Raw genomic sequence first — 22,388 nt, 5'->3', positions numbered from 1 at the left:
CGCGAGCCTTCTCCGGCTCCGGCCGCCGGTGGCGTTCTCGCTCCGACCGGCCAGCCCCGGACATCGGCCAGCGCCGGTCGGAGCCGGTCGGAGCGATCCGCTAGCGGTCGTGGTGCAGTAGGAGTGAGCTGCCGGGCGGCAGGGCCGGCCAGACTCGTGCATCGCGCTCGAAGCCGGGCTGCGGTCGCTCTACCGAGGTGGAGCACGCACGCGAGGGTGGCATTTCGGCCTTCCCGACGGCGGCAGGGCGCTCGGACGCCGACGGTCGCGTTCACGCGCGGGGTGATTCGGAAGCCATGGTGGTGAACCTGCGTGTTGCGCGCCGCGTGAGGTGCGCCGGCGGGTGCCGGCTGTGATAGGCGAAGAGCATGCTCAGTGGAGTCCGAGCCCGGGTGTTGCCCGATTCCCAGCGCCGTTCTCTGGAGGAGCTGGCAGAGGATCTGGACCTGTCGTCCGGGGACAGCCGGGCCAAGAGGTCGGCGTTCTGGGCGATGCTGTTTCTGTCGGGGGTCATCGCGGCGGGAGGGGTGATCACGGACTCGACGGCAACCGTGATCGGCGCGATGATCATCGCGCCGCTGTCGACGCCGATCATGGGCGTCGCTCTGGGATCGGTGCAACGCCGCCGGAACGGAGCGGCGAGGCTCGTGCTGTTCGCCTGCCTGCTGGTGGTCGCGCTCGGTGCCGTGTTCTCCGTGGTGCTGCCCGATCACTATGCCCTGCTGGGAAACAGCCAGGTCGCGTCGCGGACGTCCCCGGGGCTGATGGATCTGGTCGCCGCGTTGGCGACGGGCTTCGCCGGAGCGGTGGCCCTCGCGCGGCGGGACGTCGCCGCCGTGCTTCCCGGAGTCGCGATCGCGATCTCCCTGGTGCCGCCGCTGGTGGTGGCCGGCGTGTGCCTCGGGCGTTTGGAGGGGTGGTTGGCGCTGGGGGCGCTGGTGCTCTTCCTGTCCAACCTTTTCGCGCTGGTCTTCGGAGGGATGGTGGTGTTCGCCGCTCTGGGCTACGGTCGCGGCGAGGTCCGGGCGACCGGACGGCCCGCTCGGCGGGCGTACGTCGCCATGTCCCTGCTGTTCGCCGTCGTCTTCGTGCCGCTGGCGGCGAACACCGCACTCACCCTTCTGCTCGACGTCTGGCGGGGGAAGGCGAAGCAGGCAGCGGAGCAGTGGCTGGCCGACGTGCCGGGCGCGTCGGTCACCGTGGTGGACACGACGTCCCGAACGATGCGCATCCACGTCCGTCTCCCCGGCGAGCTGCCCCCGGTGGGTGGTCTGCTCGACCGCCTCGCGGGGCAGCTGCCGGACGGCGTGCCGGTGCTGGTGGAGGTGGAACGCGGCCGGCTGGTCGATGCGGGGCGGGTCGGTGGCTGAGCGCGGGGCGGTCAGCCGGGGGCGGTGGTGCAGGTGGGGCAGCGGCCGCGGAAGGTGATCTCGGCGGTGGTGACCTGGAAGCCGTGGCGTTCGGCGGCGGGGAGGAGGTCGAGGGGGTCGCCGGCGGGGTGGACGTCGCGGATGGTGCCGCAGGCCGAGCAGGTCAGGTGGTGGTGGGGGCGGGCGTTGGGGTCGTAGCGCTTGGCGCGGCCGTCGACGACCTCGAGCACCTCGCCGAGGGAGACGAGTTCGCCGAGCGCGTTGTAGACGGTGGCGCGGGAGATCTCCGGAAGACGCGCGGTCGCGCGCGACAGTACCTCGTCCGCGGTGAGGTGGATGTGGTCGCCGTCGAGTACCTCGGCGACCACCCGGCGTTGAGCGGTCATCCGCCAGCCACGTGCTCGAAGCCGTCCCAGCAGGTCACTCATGGGCGCAACCTAGCAGCGTCGCGTCGAGGAATTGAAGACGTACGCGTCTGGGATGTGTATTGACTTGGACCCCGTCCACCATAGGATCGGGTCCGGCGACAGCCGAGGAGCCCAGGGGCCGCCTGCACCGGAAGGATTCCCATGTCCGAGAACCACGAGGCAATCGTCACAGACGCGAAGACGGAGGGCGGGGGTGGCTGTCCGGTCGCGCACGGGCGGGCGCCGCACCCAACCCAGGGCGGTGGAAACCGCCAGTGGTGGCCCGAGCGGCTCAACCTGAAGATCCTTGCCCAGAACCCCGCGGTCGCGAATCCGCTGGGGGAGGACTTCGACTACGCCGAGGCGTTCCAGAGTCTCGACCTCGCCGCCGTGAAGCGGGACCTGACCGAGGTCATGACGACCTCGCACGACTGGTGGCCGGCGGACTTCGGGCACTACGGCCCGTTCCTCATCCGGATGGCGTGGCACAGCGCCGGCACCTACCGGGTCAGCGACGGGCGCGGTGGCGGCGGTACGGGTCAGCAGCGCTTCGCGCCGCTGAACAGCTGGCCGGACAACGGCAACCTGGACAAGGCGCGCCGCCTGCTCTGGCCGGTGAAGAAGAAGTACGGCCAGGCCCTGTCGTGGGCCGACCTGATGATTCTCGCGGGCAACGTCGCCCTGGAGTCGATGGGCTTCGAGACCTTCGGCTTCGCCGGCGGACGCGAGGACGTGTGGGAGCCCGAGGAGGACGTGTACTGGGGCCCGGAGTCCACCTGGCTGGGCGACGAGCGCTACACCGGCGACCGCGATCTGGAGAGCCCGCTGGGCGCGGTCCAGATGGGCCTGATCTACGTCAACCCGGAGGGCCCGAACGGCAACCCGGACCCGCTGGCCGCGGCGCGCGACATCCGTGAGACGTTCCGCCGGATGGCGATGAACGACGAGGAGACGGTCGCGCTCATCGCCGGCGGCCACACCTTCGGCAAGACCCACGGTGCGGGCCCGGCGGACCGGGTCGGCCCGGACCCGGAGGCCGCCGGGATGGAGGAGATGGGCTTCGGATGGCGGAGCACGCACGGCACCGGCAAGGGTGCCGACGCGATCACCAGCGGTCTCGAGGGCATTTGGACCGACACCCCGACGACCTGGGACAACAGCTTCTTCGAGATCCTGTTCGGATACGAGTGGGAGCTGTTCCAGAGCCCGGCGGGGGCCAACCAGTGGCGGCCGAAGGACGGCGCGGGCGCGGGCACTGTGCCCGACGCCCACGACGCGTCGAAGAGCCACGCCCCGACGATGCTGACGACCGACCTGTCGCTCCGCTTCGACCCGGTGTACGAGCCGATCTCGCGGCGCTTCAAGGAGAACCCGCAGGAGTTCGCGGACGCGTTCGCCCGTGCCTGGTTCAAACTGACCCACCGCGACATGGGGCCGGTCCAGCGCTACCTCGGCCCGGAGGTCCCGTCCGAGACGCTGGTTTGGCAGGACCCGGTGCCCGCGGTGACGCACGCGCTCGTGGACGCCGAGGACGTCGCCGCCCTCAAGGGCAAGGTGCTGGACTCGGGCCTGACGGTGTCCCAGCTGGTGGCCACGGCGTGGGCGTCGGCGGCCTCCTTCCGGGGCAGCGACATGCGCGGTGGCGGCAACGGCGCCCGCATCCGCCTGGAGCCGCAGCGCGGCTGGGAGGTCAACGACCCGGAGCAGTTGTCGACCGTGCTGGGCACGCTGGAGGAGATCCAGCAGTCCTTCAACGCCGCGCAGAGCGGCGGCAAGCAGATCTCGCTGGCCGACCTGATCGTGCTCGCCGGATGCGCCGGCGTGGAGAAGGCGGCGAAGGACGCGGGTCACGACGTCCGGGTGCCGTTCACGCCGGGACGCAGCGACGCGACCCAGGAGCAGACCGACATCGACTCGTTTGCCGAGATGGAGCCGGCCGCCGACGGGTTCCGCAACTACCAGGGCAAGGCCAACCGGCAGCTGCCCGCCGAGTACCTGCTGATCGACCGGGCGAACCTGCTGACCCTCAGCGCGCCGGAGATGACCGTTCTCGTCGGCGGCCTCCGCGTCCTCGGCGCCAACCACGGGCAGTCGCAGCACGGCGTGTTCACCGGCACGCCCGGCCGGCTGACGAACGACTTCTTCGTCAACCTGCTCGATCTGGGCACGGAGTGGAAGGCGACGTCGGAGGACCAGCGGGAGTTCGAGGGCCGCGACGCCGCCTCCGGGAAGGTTCGGTGGACCGGCACCCGCGCGGACCTCGTGTTCGGCTCCAACTCCGAGCTGCGCGCGCTCGCGGAGGTGTACGCGAGCGACGACGCGAACGAGAAGTTCGTGACGGATTTCGTCGCGGCATGGGACAAGGTGATGAACCTCGACCGGTTCGACCTCGCCTGATCGCACAGGCCGACGGGTCGACGGGCGGCAGGTCGCACCGCTCGCACAGGACGCCCCCGGGAAGTCGCCTTCCCGGGGGCGTCCGGCGTCCCGGTGGTGAGGGGCAGAGGGGTGCTAGGACAGGCCGAGGGCCTGCTTGACGGGGTCGATGGCGAAGTACACGAGGAACAGCGCGGCGGTGCCCCAGAGCAGCCAGTGCACCTCGCGTGCCTTGCCCAGGCACGCCTTGATGACCACGTAGGCGATGAAGCCGGCGCCGATACCGTTGGTGATGGAGTAGGTGAACGGCATGACGGCGATGGTCAGGAACGCCGGGATGGCCAGCTCGAAGCGGTCCCAGTCGATGTGCCGGACCTGCGTCATCATCAGGAAGCCGACCGCGACCAGGGCGGGGGAGGCGGCCTGGAGCGGCACGATGGTCAGCAGCGGGGTGAGGAAGAGGGCGAGGGTGAACAGGCCACCGGTCACGACGCTGGCGAAGCCGGTCCGTGCGCCTTCGCCGACACCCGCGGCGGACTCGATGTAGGTCGTGGCGGACGAGGCGGAGGACGCACCGCCGGCGACCGCGGCCGCGCCGTCGATGAGCAGCACCCGGCCCAGGCCGGGGACCTGGCCGCGCTCGTCGAGGAGTCCGGCCTCGGCGGTGACGCCGACGACGGTGCCCATGGTGTCGAAGAAGTCCGACAGGATGAGCGTGAAGACCAGCAGGACCACCGTCAGAATGCTGACCTGTCCGAATGCCCCGAACACGTCGAACTCGCCGAGCAGCCCGAAGTCGGGGGCCGCGACGGGGCCGTCGGGCAGCGTCGGCGAGGTGAGGCCCCAGTTCGTTACCGTGGCCAGCTCGTTGATGACGACGGCGAGGACGGTCATCAGGACGATGCTGATGAGGATGGCGCCCTTCACCTTGCGGGCGAGCAGGACGACCGTCAGGAGCACGCCGAGGCAGAAGACGAGCATCGGCCAGCCGGTGAGGTTGCCGGTGCCGAGCTGGACGGGCACGGTGGTGTTCGCCGCGTCCGGGATGCGCGTGACGAAGCCCGCGTCGACGAAGCCGATCAGGGCGATGAACAGACCGATGCCCACGCTGATCGCCTGTTTGAGGGCCTGCGGGATGGCGTGCATGACCGCCTCGCGCAGTCCCGTCAGGACCAGCACGCAGATCAGCAGGCCCTCCAGGACGATGAGGCCCATCGCGTCGTCCCAGCTCATCAGGGGCGCGACCTGGAAGGCGACGACGGCGTTGAGGCCGAGGCCCGCGGCCAGGGCGAGTGGTAGATTGCCGCCGACGCCCATGATCACGGTCATCACGGCGGCCACAAGTGCCGTGGCGGTGGCGAGTTGGGTCGGGTCGAGCTGCTCGCCGAACTTGTCCTCGGCACTTCCGAGGATGATGGGGTTGAGCACGAGGATGTACGCCATCGTGAAGAAGGTGGCGAGGCCGCCGCGTATCTCCCGTGCGTAGGTCGAACCGCGTTCGCTGATGCGGAAGAAGCGGTCCACCGCGCCACCGCCTCCGGAGGGTGGCGCCTCGTTCTTGGTCGTGGTGCTGGTCTGCATTGCTGGGTCTCCTGGACCTGCTCGTGAGAAAGGGGAAAGCAGGGTGGTGCTGCCGGGGGAATGACGGCGAGGGCACGTACACCCATGCCGCACCATGCGAGGGGATCTCGCGTGGCAGGGGCACGTTCACAATTGTCTTGCGGAATCCCCTAGTCGACGTCGCCGCGCCATCCCTGTCGCTTCCTACAGAATCGGTGAAGACCTATCCCGCTATAGCGGGAAGGGGGCGACAGCGGCAGTGGAGTGGCCGTCGGTGACTCCCTACTCTCAGCGCGTGCATCCACCGATCCCCTTCGACGCGCGCGCAGCCCGCACCCTGCGCGAGAAACTCGGGATGGCCCACGGCCACGTCGCCCACGGCATGCGCGCCTCCTACGGTCTCGTCCACGTCAGCCCCGGCCACATCGCCGCGTGGGAGCGCGGTGAGGCCCTGCCGTCGGCGAACGAACTCACGGCCCTCGCGGGCGCCCTGTGGTGTGCGCCGGGTGAACTGATGGGGCGTCCCCGCACTCTGCTGGAACACCGTCTGGCACGTGGACTCGCCGCCGAGGACGTGGCCGGCTTCACCGGCGTCCCGCTCGACGCCTACCGCCACATGGAGGAGACCGGCCGCTGGGCCGGTGACGAACGGCAGTCCGCGAAACTCGGCACCCTGCTCGACCTTCCGGTCCCCGACCACATCGCCGTCACGGGTCTGGAGGGCGAGCTTGCCGGCCTCCTCACCGAGGCCGTCACGACGCGCTGGCAGGCCCACATCCGCGCGATCGCCAAGCTGATCTCCCTGGACAAGCGCGACCTGAAGGAACCCCTGCGCGCCATGCACCAGGAGTACCAGGGCCTGATGGCCGCCACCCTCAGCAGAGCCGGTAGCGCCGCCTCCGGCGAGCTGGGGCGGCGCTACCTCGACGACATCGTGCAGCACTTCTGGGACAAGCTCGCCGACCGCGGCTGAGTCGCCCCGGCCGCGCGGCTCCCCGGCGGGCCCACGGCAGGCGGGCGCACCGGGGCCCCGCCGTTCACCTGCGGACGTGCAGGCGGCGGGGTGCGGTGGCGGGGCGTGCCGGTGCGGGGAAGCCGTCCGGGCCCGGGGTGAGCGAGCCCAGCACGGTGGCCCGGCGGGCGCCGGTGCAGGGCGGGAGAGTGCCGGGAAGCCCGTGCGCGCTCAGCCAGCCGAGGACCGCGAAGGCGTACGCCTCCTTCGCCGCCGACGGAAGGCCCAGTTCGTCGGACGTGTGCACCGGCGTCCCCGAGCCCAGTTCGCGGCGCAGTGCCCGCATCAGCTCCGGGTTGCGGGTGCCGCCCCCGGAGGCGATCACCTGGTCGCCGCCCACGTCCCGCACCGCGTCGGCCACGGTGCGGGCGGTGAGAGCGGTGAGCGTGGCTGCCAGGTCCTCGGTGGGGACGTCCCGGCCGTCCAGCGCCCGGTGCAGGTAGGGGAGGTGGAACAGTTCCTTGCCGGTGGTCTTGGGGGCGGGCCGGGCGTAGTACGGCTCGGCCAGCAGGGCGTCGAGCAGGCCCTCTTCGACGTGGCCGCGGGCGGCCAGCGCGCCGTCGGCATCGTAGCCGAGGCGGCCGTCCGTGGCGTGGGCGACGGCGGCGTCGAGGAGGGCGTTGGCCGGGCCGGTGTCGAAGGCCAGCGGCACCCCGTCTCGGATCACCGTCAGGTTGGCGATTCCGCCCAGGTTGAGGGCGACGGGACGTCCCGGGCGTCCTGCGAGCCACAGCGCGTCGACCATGCTGACCAGCGGGGCGCCCTGCCCGCCCGCGGCCACGTCCCGGGTGCGCAGACCCGACAGCACGGGCAGGCCGGCGTGCTCGGCGATCCACGCCGGTTCGCCGAGCTGGAGGGTGCCGTGCACCCTGCCGTCGTCCACCCAGTGGTAGACGGTCTGGCCGTGCGAGACGGCCAGTTCGGCACGTCCGTCGCACAGCTCCGTGTTCGCCCGGCGGGCGGTGCGGGCGAACGCCCGGCCGATGCCGGTGTCCAGGCGGCACACGTCGTGCAGCGTGGTGCGGGACGGGGGCAGTGCGGCGGCCAGCCCTTCGCGCAGGGCGTCGTCGTAGGTCTCGGTGAGCATGCCCAGCGGGCGCAGTACCAGGGTGTCGCCCTCCAGGCCCAGGTCTGCTGCGGCGGCGTCGATGCCGTCGTGCGAGGTGCCGGACATGAGGCCGATGACGCGCCTCACCCGGCCGTCTTCCCGGTCGTCTCCGCCTCGGCCCCGGGCGCGGCCCCGGGCGGAGCCCCTGCCAACTCGGCGGCGGCCGTCCGGCGCAGCGGGCGCAGGTGGTCGTCGCCGCGCAGGGTCCACAGCGCGAGGGCACTGACGGCACAGGTCGCCGCGGCGTAGTAGGCGGGGATGTCGACGTCGCCGGTGCTCGCCACCAGCTCCGTGATGATCAGGCCCGCGCTGCCGGAGAACACGGCGTTGGAGAGGGCGTAGGACAGGCCGAGGCCGGTGTAGCGCACGGAGGTGGGGAACATCTCCGACAGCATGGCGGGCCCCGGACCGGCCAGCATGCCGACCGCCGCGCCCGCAGCGAACACCGCCACGCCCTTCGCCACGGAACCGGAGTCCGGGTCCTGCAGCAGGTTCAGCAGCGGCCAGGACAGCAGCGCGATCAGGACGGCGCCGGTGAGCATCACGGCCCGGCGGCCTACGCGGTCGCTCAGCCGGCCGGCGGGCAGGATCATCGCCGCGAAACCGGCGTTGGCCACCACGCTTGAGATCAGCGCCTGCTGGAAGGAGGCGTTCAGGGTGGCCTGGAGGTAGGACGGCATGACGACCAGGAAGGTGTAGCCGGCCGCGGACCAGCCCATGAGGCGCCCGGCACCCAGCAGGATGGCCTTCGCGGTCTGCCCCGTGGACGGCTTCGGCGCGGGCGGCGGTGTGGTCGGCGGCACGCCCGGCGCCCCGGCGGCGCCGTGCTCGCGGACGAACTCGGGTGTCTCGTCCAGCTTCAGCCGCACCCACAGGGCGACGCCGCCCAGCGGCAGCGTCAGCAGGAACGGCAGGCGCCAGCCCCAGTCGTTCAGGGCTCCCGCACTCATCACGGTGGCCAGGACGGCGGCCATGCCGGCGCCGGCGAGCAGGCCGAGGCCGACGGTGAACGACTGCCACGCGCCGTACAGGCCACGCCTGCCCGGCGGCGCGAACTCCGTCATGACGGACACGGCGCCGCCGAACTCGCCGCCCGCGGACAGGCCCTGGAGGATGCGCAGCAGCGTCAGCAGCACGGGGGCGGCCGCGCCCACCGTGGCGTAGGTGGGCAGGACGCCGATCAGGGTGGTGGAGACGGTCATCAGCATCAGCACCATGATCAGCGTCGGCCGGCGTCCGATGCGGTCGCCGATCCGGCCGAAGAGCGCCGCGCCGACGGGCCGGAAGAAGAAGGCGATGGCGAACGACGCATACGTCTTGACCAGCGACTCGAGGTCGCTCGCGCCGTCCGTGCTGAAGAAGTTCGCCGCGATGATGGTCGCGAAGTATCCGTAGACGCCGAACTCGTACCACTCGACGAAGTTGCCGACGGACCCGGCGACGAGTGCCCGGCGGGGTGGTGACGGGGGGTGCGGCGGGGCGGCGGCCGGTGGGGTGGACGGCATGGCTGGACCTCTTCCGGTGCCCGCGGCGGGGCGGTGTGATCGACGGTGACCCCCCGGGGGTGGAGTAGACCAATTCGCGGCGGGCGGGTCAAGGGGACGGACGTACCCTTCAGGCGCGGGGCAGCCCCGCTGTACGCAGACGTGACGGAAGGACGGCAGCAACGTGAGCGTTCCCGATTCCCCGATCCCGCGGTTCCACCTGGCCGTTCCGGTCGACGACCTGGAGGCCGCCCGCCGCTTCTACGGCGGCGTGCTCGGCCTGGAGCAGGGTCGCAGCGAGGAGACCTGGGTGGACTGGAACCTGCACGGCCACCAGTTCGTGACCCACCTCGCCCCCGGTGCCCCGCGCGGTGCCCACAACCCTGTGGACGGCCACGACGTCCCCGTCCCGCACTTCGGGCTGCTCCTGACGGTCGACGCCTTCCACGCCCTCGCCGAGCGCCTGCGCGCGGCCGGCACCGCGTTCGTGATCGAGCCCTACCTCCGCTTCGCGGGGCGGCCGGGCGAGCAGTGGACGATGTTCCTGCACGACCCGGCCGGGAACGCGCTGGAGTTCAAGGCATTCGCCGACGACACCCAGGTCTTCGCCGTCTGACCCGGCCGCCGCCCGACCCGGTCGCCGTTTCACTCCGGCTCGACGAGGACGCACTCCAGGGAGCGGGGGCCGTGCACGCCTTCGACGCGGGTGAGTTCGATGTCGCTGGTGGCGGACGGCCCGGAGATCCAGGTCTGCGGGCGCCTTGGGTCCAGCAGAGGGAGCGCCCGGGGGACGGACGCCACGATCCGGTCGGCATGGACGACGCAGACGTGGTGGTCGGGAACGAGGGTGAGAGCCCGGCGTCCCTGCGCGGGACCGGCGTCGAGCACCACGGTGCCCGTCTCGGCCACGGCCAGCGCGCAGCCGGTGAGCACGCTGTCGGCGGCGTCCAGCCGGGCGGCCGTCAGGGTGGGCGCGTCGCGCACGAGCTCCACGCCGTGGAGCGCGGTGAGCCACCGTGGCGGCAGGTCGGCCGGTACGGCCAGGGTGCGGGTCCCGCGCGCGGCCAGGAGCTCGGAGACGAGGGCGGGCAGGGCGCCGGACGTGGTGCGGTGGACGGTCGCCCGGTAGTCGGCGAGGTTCTCGGCGAGCAGCGTGCGCAGGGCGGCCGGGTCCTCGGAGGTGTGCGCGCTCCGGTAGGCGCGGGCGACCGGGTGGCCGCCCGGCGACTCCGCGGTCGGTACGTCCGCGAGGGCGGTGCGGATGCGGGCCAGGACGAGGTCGCGGGAGCCGTTCACCGGGCCTCCCCTCCTTCGCGGAACGGGGGTGCGCCGGGCCCGCCTTCGCCGTGCCGGGCGTCGCGCGGCCGGGCGCGGTGCGCCCGCCACCAGTCGCGGAAGGACGCCGCGGGCATGCGGGGCAGGTCGCGGGACGCGCTCCACGACCCGGCTGCCCCGGGCAGGCGCAGTCGTTCCGGCTGGAGACGCCGGGTGCGGGCACCGGCCCGCAGGGCTGCCGCGTACGCCGCCGGGTGGTCCAGCAGCCATGTCGCCGCCCGTACGCCCGCCCGCTCCCGGCGGTGCCCGGCGGCCTCCTCCGCGACCCGTTCCCGCAGGTGGACGAGGACCTCGGGGATGTCGATGGCGACCGGGCACACCTCGTAGCAGGCGCCGCACAGCGAGGAGGCGTACGGCAGGGAGGCGTCCACATCGCTCTGCAGACCGCGCAGCTGGGGCGTCAGGATGGCGCCGATCGGCCCGGGGTACGGCGAGCCGTACGCGTGGCCGCCGGCCCGCTCGTACACCGGGCAGACGTTCAGGCAGGCGGAGCAGCGGATGCAGCGCAGCGCCTGCCGGCCCACCTGGTCGGCGAGGGTGGCGGTGCGGCCGTTGTCGAGCAGCACGAGGTGGAAGGCGCGCGGACCGTCGCCCTCCGCCACACCGGCCCACATCGAGGTGTAGGGGTTCATCCGCTCGGCGGTGGAGGAGCGCGGCAGCAGTTGCAGGAACACCTCCAGGTCCTGCCAGGTCGGCACGACCTTCTCGATGCCGACGACGGAGATCAGCGTCTCCGGCAGCGTGAGGCACATCCGGCCGTTGCCCTCGGACTCCACCACGACCACGGTGCCGGTCTCGGCGACGAGGAAGTTCGCCCCGGAGACGGCGACCTTCGCGCGCAGGAACTTCTCCCGCAGGTGCAGCCGTGCCGCCTCGGCCAGGTCGGAGGGCCGGTCGGTCAGCGTGTCGGGCGCCGGCCGTCCCCAGCGGCCCATCGCCTCGCGGAAGAGGTCGCGGATCTCCCCGCGGTTGCGGTGGATCGCCGGGACCAGGATGTGCGAGGGCAGGTCCTCGCCGAGCTGCACGATGAGCTCCGCGAGGTCCGTCTCGTACGCGGCCACGCCCTCGGCGGCGAGCGCTTCGTTGAGGCCGATCTCCTGGGTGGCCATCGACTTGACCTTGACGACCTCCCGTTCGCCGGTGGCGCGGACCAGGTCGGCGACGATGCGGTTCGCCTCGTCGGCGTCCGCCGCCCAATGCACCTGCCCACCCGCCGCGGTGACGGCCCGTTCGGTCTGGAGGAGGTAGTGGTCGAGGTGGCGCAGCGTCCGGTCCTTGATGTCCTTTCCGGCCTGCCGCAACCGCGCCCAGTCGTCGATTTCGGCGACGGCGGCGGCCCGCTTGTCGCGGATGGTGTGCGTGGCGTGCGTGAGGTTGGCGCGCAGCCGCGTGTCGCGGACGGACCCGGCGGCGGCCCGGGGGAAGGTCGGCATCCCGAGGTAGGCGGTGTTCATCGCGGGGGCCTCCGGTCCGCTTTGGTGCCGGCGAGGATCTCGGCGAGGTGGAGGGGGCGTACGGGCGCGTCCTGCCGCCGGATCAGGCCGTCGAGGTGCATCAGGCAGGAGTTGTCCGCCCCGCACAGCGTGTCGGCGCCGGTGGCGAGGGCGTGGTCCACCTTGTCCCGTCCCATGGCCACCGACACGGCCTCGTTCTTCACCGCGAACGTGCCGCCGAAACCGCAGCACTCCTCGGCGCCGGGCAGCTCGATCAGGGTCAGACCGCGCACGGCCCGCAGCAGCCGCAGCGGACGGTCCCCCAGCCCCAGCGTCCGCAGCCCGTGGCAGGACGGGTGGTAGGTGACGGTGTGCGGGTAGTACGCGCCGACGTCGGTGACGCCGAGCACGTCCACCAGGAACTCGGTCAGTTCCCGCACCCGCGGCACCAGAGCGGCGGCGGCCGCGGCGAGGGCGTCGCCGCGGCCCTCGGCCCGGGCCCGATCCCCCATCCGCGGGTAGCCGTCGCGGACCATGGCGACGCAACTGCCGGAGGGCGCGACGACGTGGTCGTAGCCCGCGAACGCTGCGGCCGTGCGCCGCAGCAGCGGCTCGGCCGCCCGCCGGTGGCCGGTGTTGTACTGCGGCTGGCCGCAGCAGGTCTGGGCCGCGGGGAAGTCGACCTCGACGCCCAGCCGTTCCAGCAGCCGTACGACCGCCCGTCCCGTCTCCGGGTACAGCGCGTCGTTCACGCAGGTCACGAACAGGGCGACGCGCAGCCCGGCGCCCGGGCCGGGTGCGGAGGCGGTCACGTGCGGTCCTCCTCCGCCAGGGCGAGCAGTTCCGCGAGGTGCACGGCGCGGGCGCGGGCGCCCGTACGGCGCAGACCCTGCCGCAGCTGCCGGAGACAGCCGGGGTTGACGGCGACGACGAAATCGAGGTCGGCCTCCGCGAGGGCCGCCAGCTTCGGGTCCAGCACGGCACGGCTGTCCGCCGGCCGGAGCATCGCGTACGTGCCGGCGGCGCCGCAGCAGTCCCCGGCGCCCGGCACCTCCACGTACTCCGCGACGGCGGCGATCAGTTCGCGCGGCGGGCGGGTGACGCCGAGCCCGTTGCGCAGGTGGCAGGAGTCCTGCAACCCGACGCGGGCCGGGCGGCCGTCGACGGTCACCCGCCCGGCGGGCACGTGGCCCTCGCGGTGCAGGTGGTCGCCGAACTCCCGCACCCGGTCGGGGCCAAGGTGGTGGGCGAGGTGGGCGGCGCAGCCGCCTGCGGTGGTCACGAGGGTGCCGGGCAGTCGCCTGCCCAGCTCCTCGGCGAGCGCCTTTCCGGTGGCGGAGTCGCCGTTGTGGGCGTGCAGCGCACCGCAACAGCCCTGCCCCGGTGGCACGTTCAGTTCGGGCCGCAGCCGCAGTGCGGCCCGCGAGACCGCGGGGTACAGGCCGCGTTCGACGCATCCCAGCATCAGCGAGGGCCCGTCGGCCGGGCCGCCGCCGGACGGACGGGCGTGGCGGCGCACCAGCCCTTGGAGGCGCAGCAGGAACGGCCGGGCGACCAGCGCGGTCAGCAGGCGGACGATCCATGGCCGCTTCGGGCCGCTCCACTGGTGGTCCCGCCACTGTTCCAGCAGTTGCCCGTACTCCACGCCCGCCGGGCAGACCGTCTCGCACGCGCGGCATCCCAGGCAGTACGACGACTCCTCCGCCAGCGTGGGGTCGTCGGCGGGGAGTTCGCCGGTCTCCAGGGCGCGCATCAGTGTGATGCGGCCGCGCGGGGAGGACGCCTCGTCGCCGGTGAGGGAGTACGTGGGGCAGGCGGGGAGGCAGAACCCGCACGAGATGCAGCGGTCCAGCTGCTGCTTGTCGAAGAGGCCGCGCCCGGTGCCGGGGCCTTCGGCGGGCGGGCCGGGCTGCGGGGGTTCGGTCGTCATGAGCCGAGCTTTCCGGGGTTGAGGATGCCCGCCGGGTCGAAGGCGTGCTTGATGCGGCGCAGCAGGGCCATCTGGTCGTCGCCGAGGCGGTCGGCGAGGTAGGGCAGCTTGGCGGCGCCCACGCCGTGTTCGCCGGTGATGGTGCCGTCGAGTGCGAGGGCTGCGGCGAAGATCTCGCCGAACGCCTGGTGGGCGCGCTCCACGGCCCCGGTGTCGTCCGGGTCGACGACGCAGGTGGGGTGGAGGTTGCCGTCGCCCGCGTGTCCGAAGGTGGCGATGAGCAGGCCGTGCCGTTCGGCGATCTCGTCGATGCGCCCGACCATCTCGGCCAGCCGGTGCCGGGGCACGGTCGCGTCCTCCAGGATGGTGAGCGAGCCGAGCCGGGACAGGGCGGGCAGGCCGCAGCGCCGGGCGGCGAGCAGCGCGTCGGCCCGCGCGACGTTCTCCGCGAGGGTGACCTCCAGGGCGCCGGCGGCGGTGCAGACCTCCTGGATGCGGCTCAGGTTGCCGGCGACCACCGACGGGTCGCCGTCGTCGCCGAACAGCAGCAGCGCACCGGCGTCGGTGCGCAGGCCGAGCCCGGCGAACGCCTCGACCGCTTCGATGCACTTGCGGTCCAGGAACTCCAGCGTCGCCGGGACGACGCCCGCGGCGATGACGGCCGCCACGGCGCGGGAGGCGTCGGCGAGCGAATCGAAGTAGGCGACGCCGGTGCCGGTGTCGGCGGGCTTCGGCAGCAGCGCCACGGTCACCTCGGTGATCACCGCGAGGGTGCCCTCGGAGCCGGTGAGCAGGCGGGTGAGGTCGTAGCCCGCGACGTCCTTCCACAGCCGGCCGCCGGTACGCACGATCTCGCCGGTGGGCAGCACGGCCTCCAGGCCGAGCACGTAGTTGCGGGTCACGCCGTACTTCAGGCCGCGCAGGCCGCCCGCGCAGGTGGCGACGTTGCCGCCGACGGTGGAGACGGTGCGGCTGCCCGGGTCGGGGGCGTAGAGCAGCCCGGCATCACCGGCGGCGTCGGCGAGCTGCGCGGTCGTCACTCCGGTCTGCACCCGGGCGAGCAGTTCGCCGGGGCTGATCTCCAGCACGCGGTTCAGGCGGGTCAGGACCAGCATCACCCCGCCGTGCAGGGCGACGGTCCCGGCGCACAGGTTGGAGCCCGCGCCGCGCGGGACCACCGGCACACCGCGTTCGGTGGCCAGCCGCAGCACGGCGGCGACCTCCGCGGTGCTGCCGGGGAACACCACCACGTCCGGTGGCGCGTGGAACAGCGGGGTGGCGTCCCGGGCGTATGCGGCGAGCTGCCCGGGCTCGACCCGTACGTGTTCCCGGCCGACGAGCGCGGCGAGTGCGTCGGCGAGTTCGCCGGTCCGCCCTTCGGCGGCGGTGTCGGTCCGCTCACTCGGGGGTGTGGCGCGCCCGGCGGCCCGTTCGGTGTGCGCGGTCATCGGCCCGCCCCCGGGCGGCTCGTCGTCCCCATCGTTCCTCCGGTGTCTTCTCGTCGGCTGCGGGCGGATGGAGAGACCAGTGTGCTGCGTGCGGGTGATCCGCGACACCGTCGGGGCGAACGGGGACAGGGAGGCGGCGGCCGAGGGCCGGTGCCGGGTCGTGCCGCACCCCGCAACCGGCCCCCGCGGGCTCAGTGCCCGCCGAGCATCTTCCGCATCGCGGCGATCTCGGCGGTCTGCGCCTCGATGATCGTGTCGGCGAGGTCCAGGGCGGGCTGGTACGCGCCCTCCTTGAGCTCGGTCCCCGCCATCGCGACCGCGCCCTCGTGGTGCTCGATCATCAGACGCAGGAAGGCCTCGTCGAAGGACGTGCCCGTGGACTCCTCCAGCTCCGTCATGTCGTCGGCGGACAGCATGCCGGGCATCGGCTCCCCGGACCCGTGGCCGCCGTGACCGTCGTGACCGGAGGCGCCGTCCTGCCCGCCGTGGGTGTCGCCCGAGGGCACCTTCTCCCCCCACGTCCTCAGCCAGCGGGACATCGTCCTGATCTCCGGAGCCTGGGCCTTCTCGATCTTCTCCGCCAGCTCCCGCACCTCGCCCGAGGCGGCCCGGGTCCCAGACAGTCCGGACATGGTGACCGCCTGGCGGTGGTGCGGGATCATCCCCTGGGCGAAGGCGACGTCGGCGGCGTTGTGCCGCTGCGTCTCCTGCGGGGCGGAGGCGGACGGCGAGGCGGCGGCCTCGGCGCCGCGGCCGCCGCCCTGCCCGAAGGTGCCGCCTGCGCCGCCGCAGGCGGCGAGGACGAGGGCGGCGGTGACCGCGACAGCGGACCCCGCCGCCCGGTGGACGCGGGAACGGCGTGCGGTGAAACGGTTCGTGGTCATGGTGAAGCGACTCCTGTGCGTTGTGTGAAGGTCGGGCGGGCGGGGCCGCGCGCCGGGTGGCGTCGCGGCCGGGCGCGCCTATATGCGCAGGAGTTGCAGGGCGCTGAGGGAGGGCGGGGCGCGGGTGCCCCGGGTGTCGCTGCGGCCCGGGAGAGCGGGCGCGGCGTCCGCGACCGGGGCCTCGGCGGACCGCGGGAGGTCCGGCAGGGCGGGTGCGCCGGCCACGCCGGCGGCCGCGCAGGTGGCGTCCGCGTGCCGGAGGTGGCCGTCGTGACCGCCCTCGGTGAGCGCGGCGTTCCCGCACGGCGCGGATGCCCGGCCGTGCGCGGACGCGGGCGCTGTCACCGGAGCGGCGGCGTGGTGGCCGTGCCCCCGGTCTGCCGTGGGGGCCGGGGTCGGTCCCAGGCCGTGCATGGCCAGCACGCCGGCCAGCAGCACGAGCACCAGTACCGGCAGGGCTCGTGCCCGACCGTGCCGCGCCGAACGCCGCTGCCGCCCTGTCATGGCGGTCATCGTACGGGTGCCGGGAACGGATTTCGTGAATGGGCCGGGCATGCCGTACAGTAGGGATCACCGACGCGGGGTGGAGCAGCTCGGTAGCTCGCTGGGCTCATAACCCAGAGGTCGCAGGTTCAAATCCTGTCCCCGCTACTGAAGGCGAAGGCCCGGCAGATTCCTGCCGGGCCTTCGTGCTGTCGGTGTGCGGAAGTCAGGCCGACCCGCATGCCCCTTGGGCACACTGCCGCGCGCCCGTGCGCCGGGTTGACTTTGTCGCGACGTCAACGTTTCTACTGGCCGCATGCGGATCGGAGAGACCACCTCACCGCACTCGACGCCGACCTCGCACGCCAGGAGGAGGCGGTCCGGGGGTCGCTGGGGCGCACGGCGCTGGCGCGGACGCTGCGGTTCCACGCGGACGAGCCGAGGCCGCTCGTGGCCGCCGCCCTCGCCCCGCGCGAGCCCGAGGCGAAGCGGTAGCCGACTGCATCCCCTGCGGGGCGCGCCGAGCGGCGGGTGTCGGTGGGTGGTGGGACGCTGAGAGAGCAGAGGTGCTGCGACCGGAGGACAGAGGGGCTCCCCATGATCACCACCGACTTCGTGAACGGATCACCGTGCTGGCTGGACCTGGGGGCGCCGGACGTCGAGGCGGCTGCCTCCTTCTACAACGGGGTCTTCGACTGGGAGTACCAGTCCTTCGGCCCCGACGCGGAGGGCTACGGCGCGTTCCGCAAGGACGGCAGCACGGTGGGCGCCGTCGGAAAGCTCACCGAGGACGGTGCCCGCTCGGCGTGGATGGTCTACTTCCGCACCGACGACGCCAAGGCCGTCGCCCAGCAGGTGGAGAGCGCGGGCGGCGCGTTGCGCGGCGAGCTGATGGACGCCGGTCCGTGGGGCACGATGGCGCAGCTCACCGACCCGCAGGGAGGCCAGTTCGCGGTCTGGCAGCAGGGGGCCGAGAGCAGCGGTCTGGAGCGCGTGGACGATACGGGGTCGCTCGGCTGGATCGAGTTGTACACCCCGGACGCCGGAGGTGCGAAGGACTTCTACCGCGGGCTGTTCGGCTGGCAGTACGAGGACATGCCGATGCCGGGCGACGGCAGCATGACGTACACGCTGATCACCCCGGCCGGGAAGGAAGCCGAGCGGATGCACGGCGGGCTGATGCAGATGCCCGCCGACCAGCTTCCGCAGACCGGCGGCAAGGCCTACTGGCACCCCGTCTTCGGCACGGACGACTGCGACGCCACCGTGGCGCGGGTGCGGCAGCACGGCGGTGACCTGCTGATGGGCCCGGAGGACGCGGAGGGCGTCGGCCGGATGGCGGTCTGCACCGACCAGAACGGCGCCGAGTTCGTCGTCCTCAAGCCCGCGCCGATGGAGGGCTGACGCGGCGTCCGGCGGGGCCTGCGCCCGGCCGGTCCGAGGCGTGCACGATAATGGGCGCATGCGGATCTCGGCCAAGGCGGACTACGCGGTGCGGGCCGCGCTCGAACTCGCGGCGGCGGGGGACGCCGGTCCGGTGAAGGCCGAGGCGCTCGCTCAGGCGCAGGGCATTCCGCACAAGTTCCTCGAGGGCATCCTCGGCGACATGCGGCGCGGCGGACTGGTGGTCAGCCAGCGCGGAGGCAACGGCGGTTACCGGCTGGCCGCGCCCGCCGAGAACATCACCATCGCGGACGTGATCCGCGTCGTCGAGGGGCCGCTGGTGTCCGTGCGCGGCGCCCGGCCCCCGGAGCTCTCCTACACCGGCCCGGCGGAGTCGCTGCTGCCGCTGTGGATCGCGGTCCGGGCCAACGTGCGGCAGATCCTGGGCGAGGTCTCGCTCGCCGACGTCGCCGCCGCGCGGCTGCCCCGGCGCGTGCACGCGCTGGCCGAGGATCCGGACGCCTGGACGAACCCGTAGTACCGCGACGCTCTCGATGATCATGCTCTGACCTGCGGCGTTCTCACTCTTCGAGACCGCGCTTGCGGGGCGTCGCGTTCTCGTGGACTCTATTCCTGTAAAACCAGTAGGGAAACTAGGGAAACCAGGGGTGGTGCTCCCGGGCGGTTCCCGCGGTCGAGTGAGTGAGGTGGAGATGCGCACGCTGATCGTGCTGGCGCTGGCCGGCCTGGGGGCACAGCTGGTCGACGGGAGCCTGGGCATGGCCTACGGCGTCACCTCGACGACGCTGCTGCTCGCCGCCGGCACCAATCCGGCCGCCGCCTCGGCCACCGTGCACCTGGCCGAGATCGGGACCACGCTCGCGTCCGGCCTGGCGCACTGGCGCTTCCGCAACGTCGACTGGCGGCTGGTCGCCAAGGTCGGTGTGCCCGGCGCGGTCGGCGCCTTCGCCGGTGCCACCGTGCTCTCCGGGCTCTCCACTCAGATCGCCAAGCCGGTGATGGCGGTCATCCTCATCGTTCTCGGCCTCTACGTCCTGACCCGGTTCACCCTCGCCGGCCTCCCGACCGGCAATCTCGGCAAGCCGCTGCGGAACCGTTTCCTGTCCCCGCTGGGTCTGGTGGCCGGGTTCGTCGACGCCACCGGCGGCGGCGGGTGGGGGCCGGTCGCCAACTCCACCATCCTGGCCAGCGGCCGGCTGGAACCGCGCAAGGTCATCGGCTCGATCAGCACCAGCGAGTTCGTGGTGACCGTCGCGGCGAGCGCCGGATTCCTCCTCGGCCTGGGCACCGAGGGGGTCAACCTCGGTTGGGCGGCGGCCCTGCTGGTCGGCGGCGCGATCGCCGCGCCGTTCGCCGCCTGGCTCGTACGGCACGTGCCGCCGCGGGTCCTCGGCTCCGGTGTCGGCGGTCTCATCATCGTCACCAACGTCCGGACGCTGCTCGACGGCGACCTTCTCCCGCTGGGTGGTACCGCGACGACCGCCGTGTACGCCGCGCTGTTCGCGGTCTGGGCCGCCGCGCTGACGTACGCGGTCCGCGCCCACCGGCGCACCCGCGCCCGGGAGATCGAGGTGGCGCGCAGCCGCGTGTCCGGTGGCGCGGAGGAGCACGAGCAGCAGCGGGCGGTTCCCTCCGCCTGAGCCCGGCCCGGCCCTCGCGCCGCACGCCCGTCATCCGCTCACGGCTGTGCCCGTCGTGTCCGCCCTGGCCGTCGTGCTCCGCGCCGCGGTCGCCGCGGCCGGCCCGGGCGCGGCCGTGAGCTGTACGAGCACGGCCGCGATGTCGTCGTGCAGCGGCCGGGACGCGGCGGGCTCGGCGATCCGCTGCACCGCTGCCTCCAGGCCGCCGCCGGCCCCGTCCGGGCCTTCCGGCCCGCCCGGCGTGCCCGTGGCGGACCCCGCCGTACCGCCCCACCAGGCCAGACGTTCGCACAGGGCGGCCACCCCGTCCGCGTAGTCGCCGCCGCGGCGTTCCACCAGGCCGTCCGTGTACAGAAGGAGGGCGCCGCCACGCGGCAACTCGGTCTCCGTCACCGGGTAGTCGCGCTCCTCGAACGTGCCCAGCGGCACCCCTCCCGGCACCTCCAGCTGCCGCACCCGGCCGTCCCCGTCCAGGAGCAGCGGGTACGGGTGGCCTGCGCGGGCGAGGCGCAGCACGCCGTCGCGGGGGGCGATCTCCGCGACGCAGCAGGTGGCGAACCGGTCGGTGTCCAGCTCCTCCAGCGCGAGACCGCCGCGCACCAGCAGGTCGGCGGGCCCGTGACCCTCGGATGCGTAGGCGCGCATCGAGGTGCGCAACTGGCCCATCACGCCCGCCGCCTGCACGCTGTGCCCCTGCACGTCACCGATGATCACCGCGACCCGGCCCTCCGAACGGGGCACCACGTCGTACCAGTCGCCGCCCACCTCCAGGCCCGCCGAGCCGGGCCGGTAGCACGCCGCGACCTCCAGTCCCGGCGTCTGCGGCAGACGCATCGGCAGCAGCAGGCGCTGCAGCTCCGTCAGGTACCGGCGGCGGGTGTCGTGCAGCCGGGCACGGGCGATGGACTGGCCGAGGATGCCTCCGGCGGCGGTCAGCACCGTACGGTCGTCCGAGGTGAAGGAGCGCGGCCGGTCGTAGATCAGCGTGCAGACGCCCACCAGTCCTTCCGCCGACGTCATCGGCAGCAGCGCCCACGCCTGCTGGTCGGCGGGCGGTGTGAAGTGCTCGCCGGGCATCCGTTGCGCCCACTCGCGGGGCGACTCCACGAACATCGGGTTTCCGGAGCGGAGGGCGTCCAGCAGCGGGTCGCGGTGCACGCGGCGGGCGAGCCGTTCCATGCGCCGTGCGTCCGTCGCGTCGAACCCGGTGGAGCCGACCAGCCGCGCCGGGCCGTGCTCCTGGCTCAGGTACACCGCGAGCCACCGGGCGCCGAGGGTGGGCATCGCCTCCCGGATGACGGCCTGTACCACGTCGTCGGTGGTCACGGCCGCCGCCAGGCCGCGGGTGAGGTTGAGGACGAAGTCCCTGCGGGTGCGCCGTTCCGCCTCCCGCTCGATCTCCTCCGTGCGGTCCTGTGCGATGCCGGTCATGCCCCGCGCCTCGCCGCCGTGCAGGAACATCACCCGGCCCTCCGCGTCGATCCAGCGCACCGAGCCGTCGGGGCGGGCGATCCTGAACACGGCGTGGTACCTGCCGGTGGCCCGGCTCTCCGCCACGGCCTCCTCCACCACCCGGCGGTCCTGGGGCAGCACGGCGGCGAAGAACGTCTCGATCCGGCCGTCGAAGGCGTCCGGTGCGATGCCGAACAGCCGGCACAGCCGCTCGTCCCAGACCAGCCGCCCGCTCGCGAAGTCCCAGTCGAAGGAGCCGACGCCCGCGCCCGCCATGGCCAGGTCGAGCATCGAGACCCGGCCCCGGTCGGTGGCCAGCCCCACCGGAGGCTCCCGCTCCGTAGCCCCGCCGGACGCCACGGAGGCGCCGCGCGACCGCGCGGGCGACAGCCCGCCGACGTCGCCCGGGTTGCCGTCGCCGACCCCGTCACCGTCGCGGTCGCTGTCACCGTCGCTCGCGAGGATCCGCTGCTGCCGGTGCGCGCACACCGTGGCGACGGCCCGCAGCCTCGCCCGGTGCGCGTCCATCGCGGCGAACCCGGCGGGCAGCAGGAGGGCGAGGACGCCCAGGCAGTCGCCGTCCGCGAGCAGCGGCAGCGAGACGTAGACGTAGTCGGCGCCGGCCCCCCGCAGCCGTGCGACCGGCTGCACCAGGGTGCGGGGGAAGTCCGCGGCGGGCGAGTAGACCGGCACCCGCGAGCGCACCGCCTCCGCGACGGGGATGTCCCAGCTGACGGTCATCGTGGCGTACGCGCGGAGGGCGGCTTCGCTCAAACCGAGCGAGGCGTCCAACGTCAGCCGCCCGTCGGCGTGCTGACGGTAGAGCGCGCCGACCCGCTGGGCGTCCTCGGGCAGTGCGGCGTCCATCGCGGCGGCCAGGAGCGTCGGGGCGTCCACGCAGGTCAGCAATCGGACGAGGGCATGGTCGCGCCCCCACGTGATCGGGTCGCCTGCCATCTGCGGCTCCTCGGCACCGGAGCGTTCGCCTCCCTTGTCATGGTGGGGCAGAAGGGGCCCGACCGCACTCCCGGGACGGTGGGGACGGGGCCGGGCCGACGGCCG

Annotated in this window: 20 protein-coding genes and 1 tRNA gene; 9 read left to right on the top strand and 12 right to left on the bottom strand. The window is 73.3% G+C overall.

The genetic code is table 11. The annotated features are described in order from the left end of the window. Window positions 1–392: 392 nt before the first annotated feature. A complete protein-coding gene (locus E4198_RS11250; protein WP_247597632.1) occupies window positions 393–1,370 on the top strand; it encodes a TIGR00341 family protein in 978 nt (325 codons plus the stop codon). An 11-nt stretch (window positions 1,371–1,381) separates the two neighbouring features. Here E4198_RS11250 and E4198_RS11245 read toward each other — a convergent pair whose 3' ends face one another. Next, on the bottom strand, window positions 1,382–1,798 hold the full coding sequence (locus E4198_RS11245; protein WP_136183033.1) for a transcriptional repressor: 417 nt from the start codon (window positions 1,796–1,798) through the stop codon (window positions 1,382–1,384). A gap of 141 nt (window positions 1,799–1,939) precedes the next feature. Here E4198_RS11245 and katG point away from each other — a divergent pair, with 141 nt between their 5' ends. Continuing rightward, window positions 1,940–4,174 (top strand): catalase/peroxidase HPI, encoded by a 2,235-nt coding sequence (gene katG, locus E4198_RS11240; protein ID WP_136183032.1) that lies wholly within the window; start codon window positions 1,940–1,942, stop codon window positions 4,172–4,174. A 114-nt stretch (window positions 4,175–4,288) separates the two neighbouring features. On the opposite strand, the gene E4198_RS11235 is transcribed toward katG, so the two are convergent. Further along, window positions 4,289–5,734 carry an NCS2 family permease gene (locus tag E4198_RS11235; protein WP_136183031.1) on the bottom strand — a complete coding sequence of 482 codons (1,446 nt, stop codon included), beginning with the start codon at window positions 5,732–5,734 and terminating at the stop codon, window positions 4,289–4,291. Between the two features lie 274 nt (window positions 5,735–6,008). Between E4198_RS11235 and E4198_RS11230 the strand changes: the two genes are divergently transcribed. After that, window positions 6,009–6,686, top strand: a complete 678-nt coding sequence (locus tag E4198_RS11230) for a helix-turn-helix transcriptional regulator (RefSeq protein WP_136183030.1) — start codon at window positions 6,009–6,011, stop codon at window positions 6,684–6,686. Between the two features lie 64 nt (window positions 6,687–6,750). Here the strand turns inward: E4198_RS11230 and E4198_RS11225 are convergent, their stop codons facing one another. Both E4198_RS11225 and E4198_RS11220 read right to left on the bottom strand, forming a co-directional pair. Next, the gene (locus E4198_RS11225) at window positions 6,751–7,920 is read right to left on the bottom strand and encodes an anhydro-N-acetylmuramic acid kinase (RefSeq protein ID WP_281727976.1); all 1,170 of its coding nucleotides are present in this window, start codon (window positions 7,918–7,920) and stop codon (window positions 6,751–6,753) included. Continuing rightward, a complete protein-coding gene (locus E4198_RS11220; RefSeq protein WP_136183028.1) occupies window positions 7,917–9,338 on the bottom strand; it encodes an MFS transporter in 1,422 nt (473 codons plus the stop codon). Before E4198_RS11220 ends, E4198_RS11225 begins: the two co-directional genes overlap by 4 nt. 163 nt (window positions 9,339–9,501) lie before the next feature. On the opposite strand from E4198_RS11220, the gene E4198_RS11215 reads away from it, so the two are divergent. Beyond that, window positions 9,502–9,933, top strand: a complete 432-nt coding sequence (locus tag E4198_RS11215; RefSeq protein ID WP_136183027.1) for a VOC family protein — start codon at window positions 9,502–9,504, stop codon at window positions 9,931–9,933. A gap of 29 nt (window positions 9,934–9,962) precedes the next feature. Here E4198_RS11215 and E4198_RS11210 read toward each other — a convergent pair whose 3' ends face one another. The 7 genes from E4198_RS11210 to E4198_RS11180 form a co-directional block, all read right to left on the bottom strand. After that, on the bottom strand, window positions 9,963–10,613 hold the full coding sequence (locus tag E4198_RS11210; protein ID WP_136183026.1) for an LUD domain-containing protein: 651 nt from the start codon (window positions 10,611–10,613) through the stop codon (window positions 9,963–9,965). Beyond that, complete coding sequence (locus tag E4198_RS11205; RefSeq protein ID WP_136183025.1) at window positions 10,610–12,106, bottom strand: lactate utilization protein B; 1,497 nt, start codon at window positions 12,104–12,106, stop codon at window positions 10,610–10,612. Before E4198_RS11205 ends, E4198_RS11210 begins: the two co-directional genes overlap by 4 nt. Further along, window positions 12,103–12,864, bottom strand: a complete 762-nt coding sequence (locus E4198_RS11200; protein WP_136185319.1) for a (Fe-S)-binding protein — start codon at window positions 12,862–12,864, stop codon at window positions 12,103–12,105. Before E4198_RS11200 ends, E4198_RS11205 begins: the two co-directional genes overlap by 4 nt. Before the next feature lie 29 nt (window positions 12,865–12,893). After that, window positions 12,894–14,015, bottom strand: coding sequence for a (Fe-S)-binding protein (locus E4198_RS11195; RefSeq protein WP_136183024.1), 1,122 nt, complete (start codon window positions 14,013–14,015; stop codon window positions 12,894–12,896). Further along, a complete protein-coding gene (locus E4198_RS11190; protein WP_136183023.1) occupies window positions 14,012–15,463 on the bottom strand; it encodes an FAD-linked oxidase C-terminal domain-containing protein in 1,452 nt (483 codons plus the stop codon). The genes E4198_RS11195 and E4198_RS11190 overlap by 4 nt, the downstream gene beginning before the upstream one ends. A gap of 191 nt (window positions 15,464–15,654) precedes the next feature. After that, complete coding sequence (locus tag E4198_RS11185; RefSeq protein WP_136183022.1) at window positions 15,655–16,347, bottom strand: DUF305 domain-containing protein; 693 nt, start codon at window positions 16,345–16,347, stop codon at window positions 15,655–15,657. A gap of 78 nt (window positions 16,348–16,425) precedes the next feature. Next, entirely contained in the window at window positions 16,426–16,851 is a 426-nt protein-coding gene (locus tag E4198_RS11180; RefSeq protein ID WP_168711416.1) for a DUF6153 family protein, read from the bottom strand. A 73-nt stretch (window positions 16,852–16,924) separates the two neighbouring features. Here E4198_RS11180 and E4198_RS11175 point away from each other — a divergent pair. From E4198_RS11175 to E4198_RS11155, 5 genes are all read left to right on the top strand, one after another. Beyond that, a tRNA-Met gene (locus E4198_RS11175) sits at window positions 16,925–16,998 on the top strand. Between the two features lie 117 nt (window positions 16,999–17,115). Next, window positions 17,116–17,325: a hypothetical protein gene (locus E4198_RS11170; RefSeq protein WP_136183020.1), complete on the top strand. Its 210-nt coding sequence runs from the start codon at window positions 17,116–17,118 to the stop codon at window positions 17,323–17,325. A 102-nt stretch (window positions 17,326–17,427) separates the two neighbouring features. Continuing rightward, the gene (locus tag E4198_RS11165) at window positions 17,428–18,234 is read left to right on the top strand and encodes a VOC family protein (protein WP_136183019.1); all 807 of its coding nucleotides are present in this window, start codon (window positions 17,428–17,430) and stop codon (window positions 18,232–18,234) included. Between the two features lie 58 nt (window positions 18,235–18,292). Further along, window positions 18,293–18,751 (top strand): Rrf2 family transcriptional regulator, encoded by a 459-nt coding sequence (locus tag E4198_RS11160; RefSeq protein ID WP_136183018.1) that lies wholly within the window; start codon window positions 18,293–18,295, stop codon window positions 18,749–18,751. A 175-nt stretch (window positions 18,752–18,926) separates the two neighbouring features. After that, window positions 18,927–19,874, top strand: a complete 948-nt coding sequence (locus E4198_RS11155) for a sulfite exporter TauE/SafE family protein (RefSeq protein ID WP_136183017.1) — start codon at window positions 18,927–18,929, stop codon at window positions 19,872–19,874. A 30-nt stretch (window positions 19,875–19,904) separates the two neighbouring features. Here the strand turns inward: E4198_RS11155 and E4198_RS11150 are convergent, their stop codons facing one another. Next, complete coding sequence (locus tag E4198_RS11150; protein ID WP_136183016.1) at window positions 19,905–22,283, bottom strand: SpoIIE family protein phosphatase; 2,379 nt, start codon at window positions 22,281–22,283, stop codon at window positions 19,905–19,907. Window positions 22,284–22,388 lie beyond the last annotated feature (105 nt).

This window comes from Streptomyces sp. RKND-216 (genome assembly GCF_004795255.1).
GTDB classification, from domain to species: Bacteria; Actinomycetota; Actinomycetes; order Streptomycetales; family Streptomycetaceae; genus Streptomyces; species Streptomyces hazeniae.
Note: the sequence above shows the minus strand (reverse complement) of the source record. Positions and strands in the feature narration are given on the sequence as shown.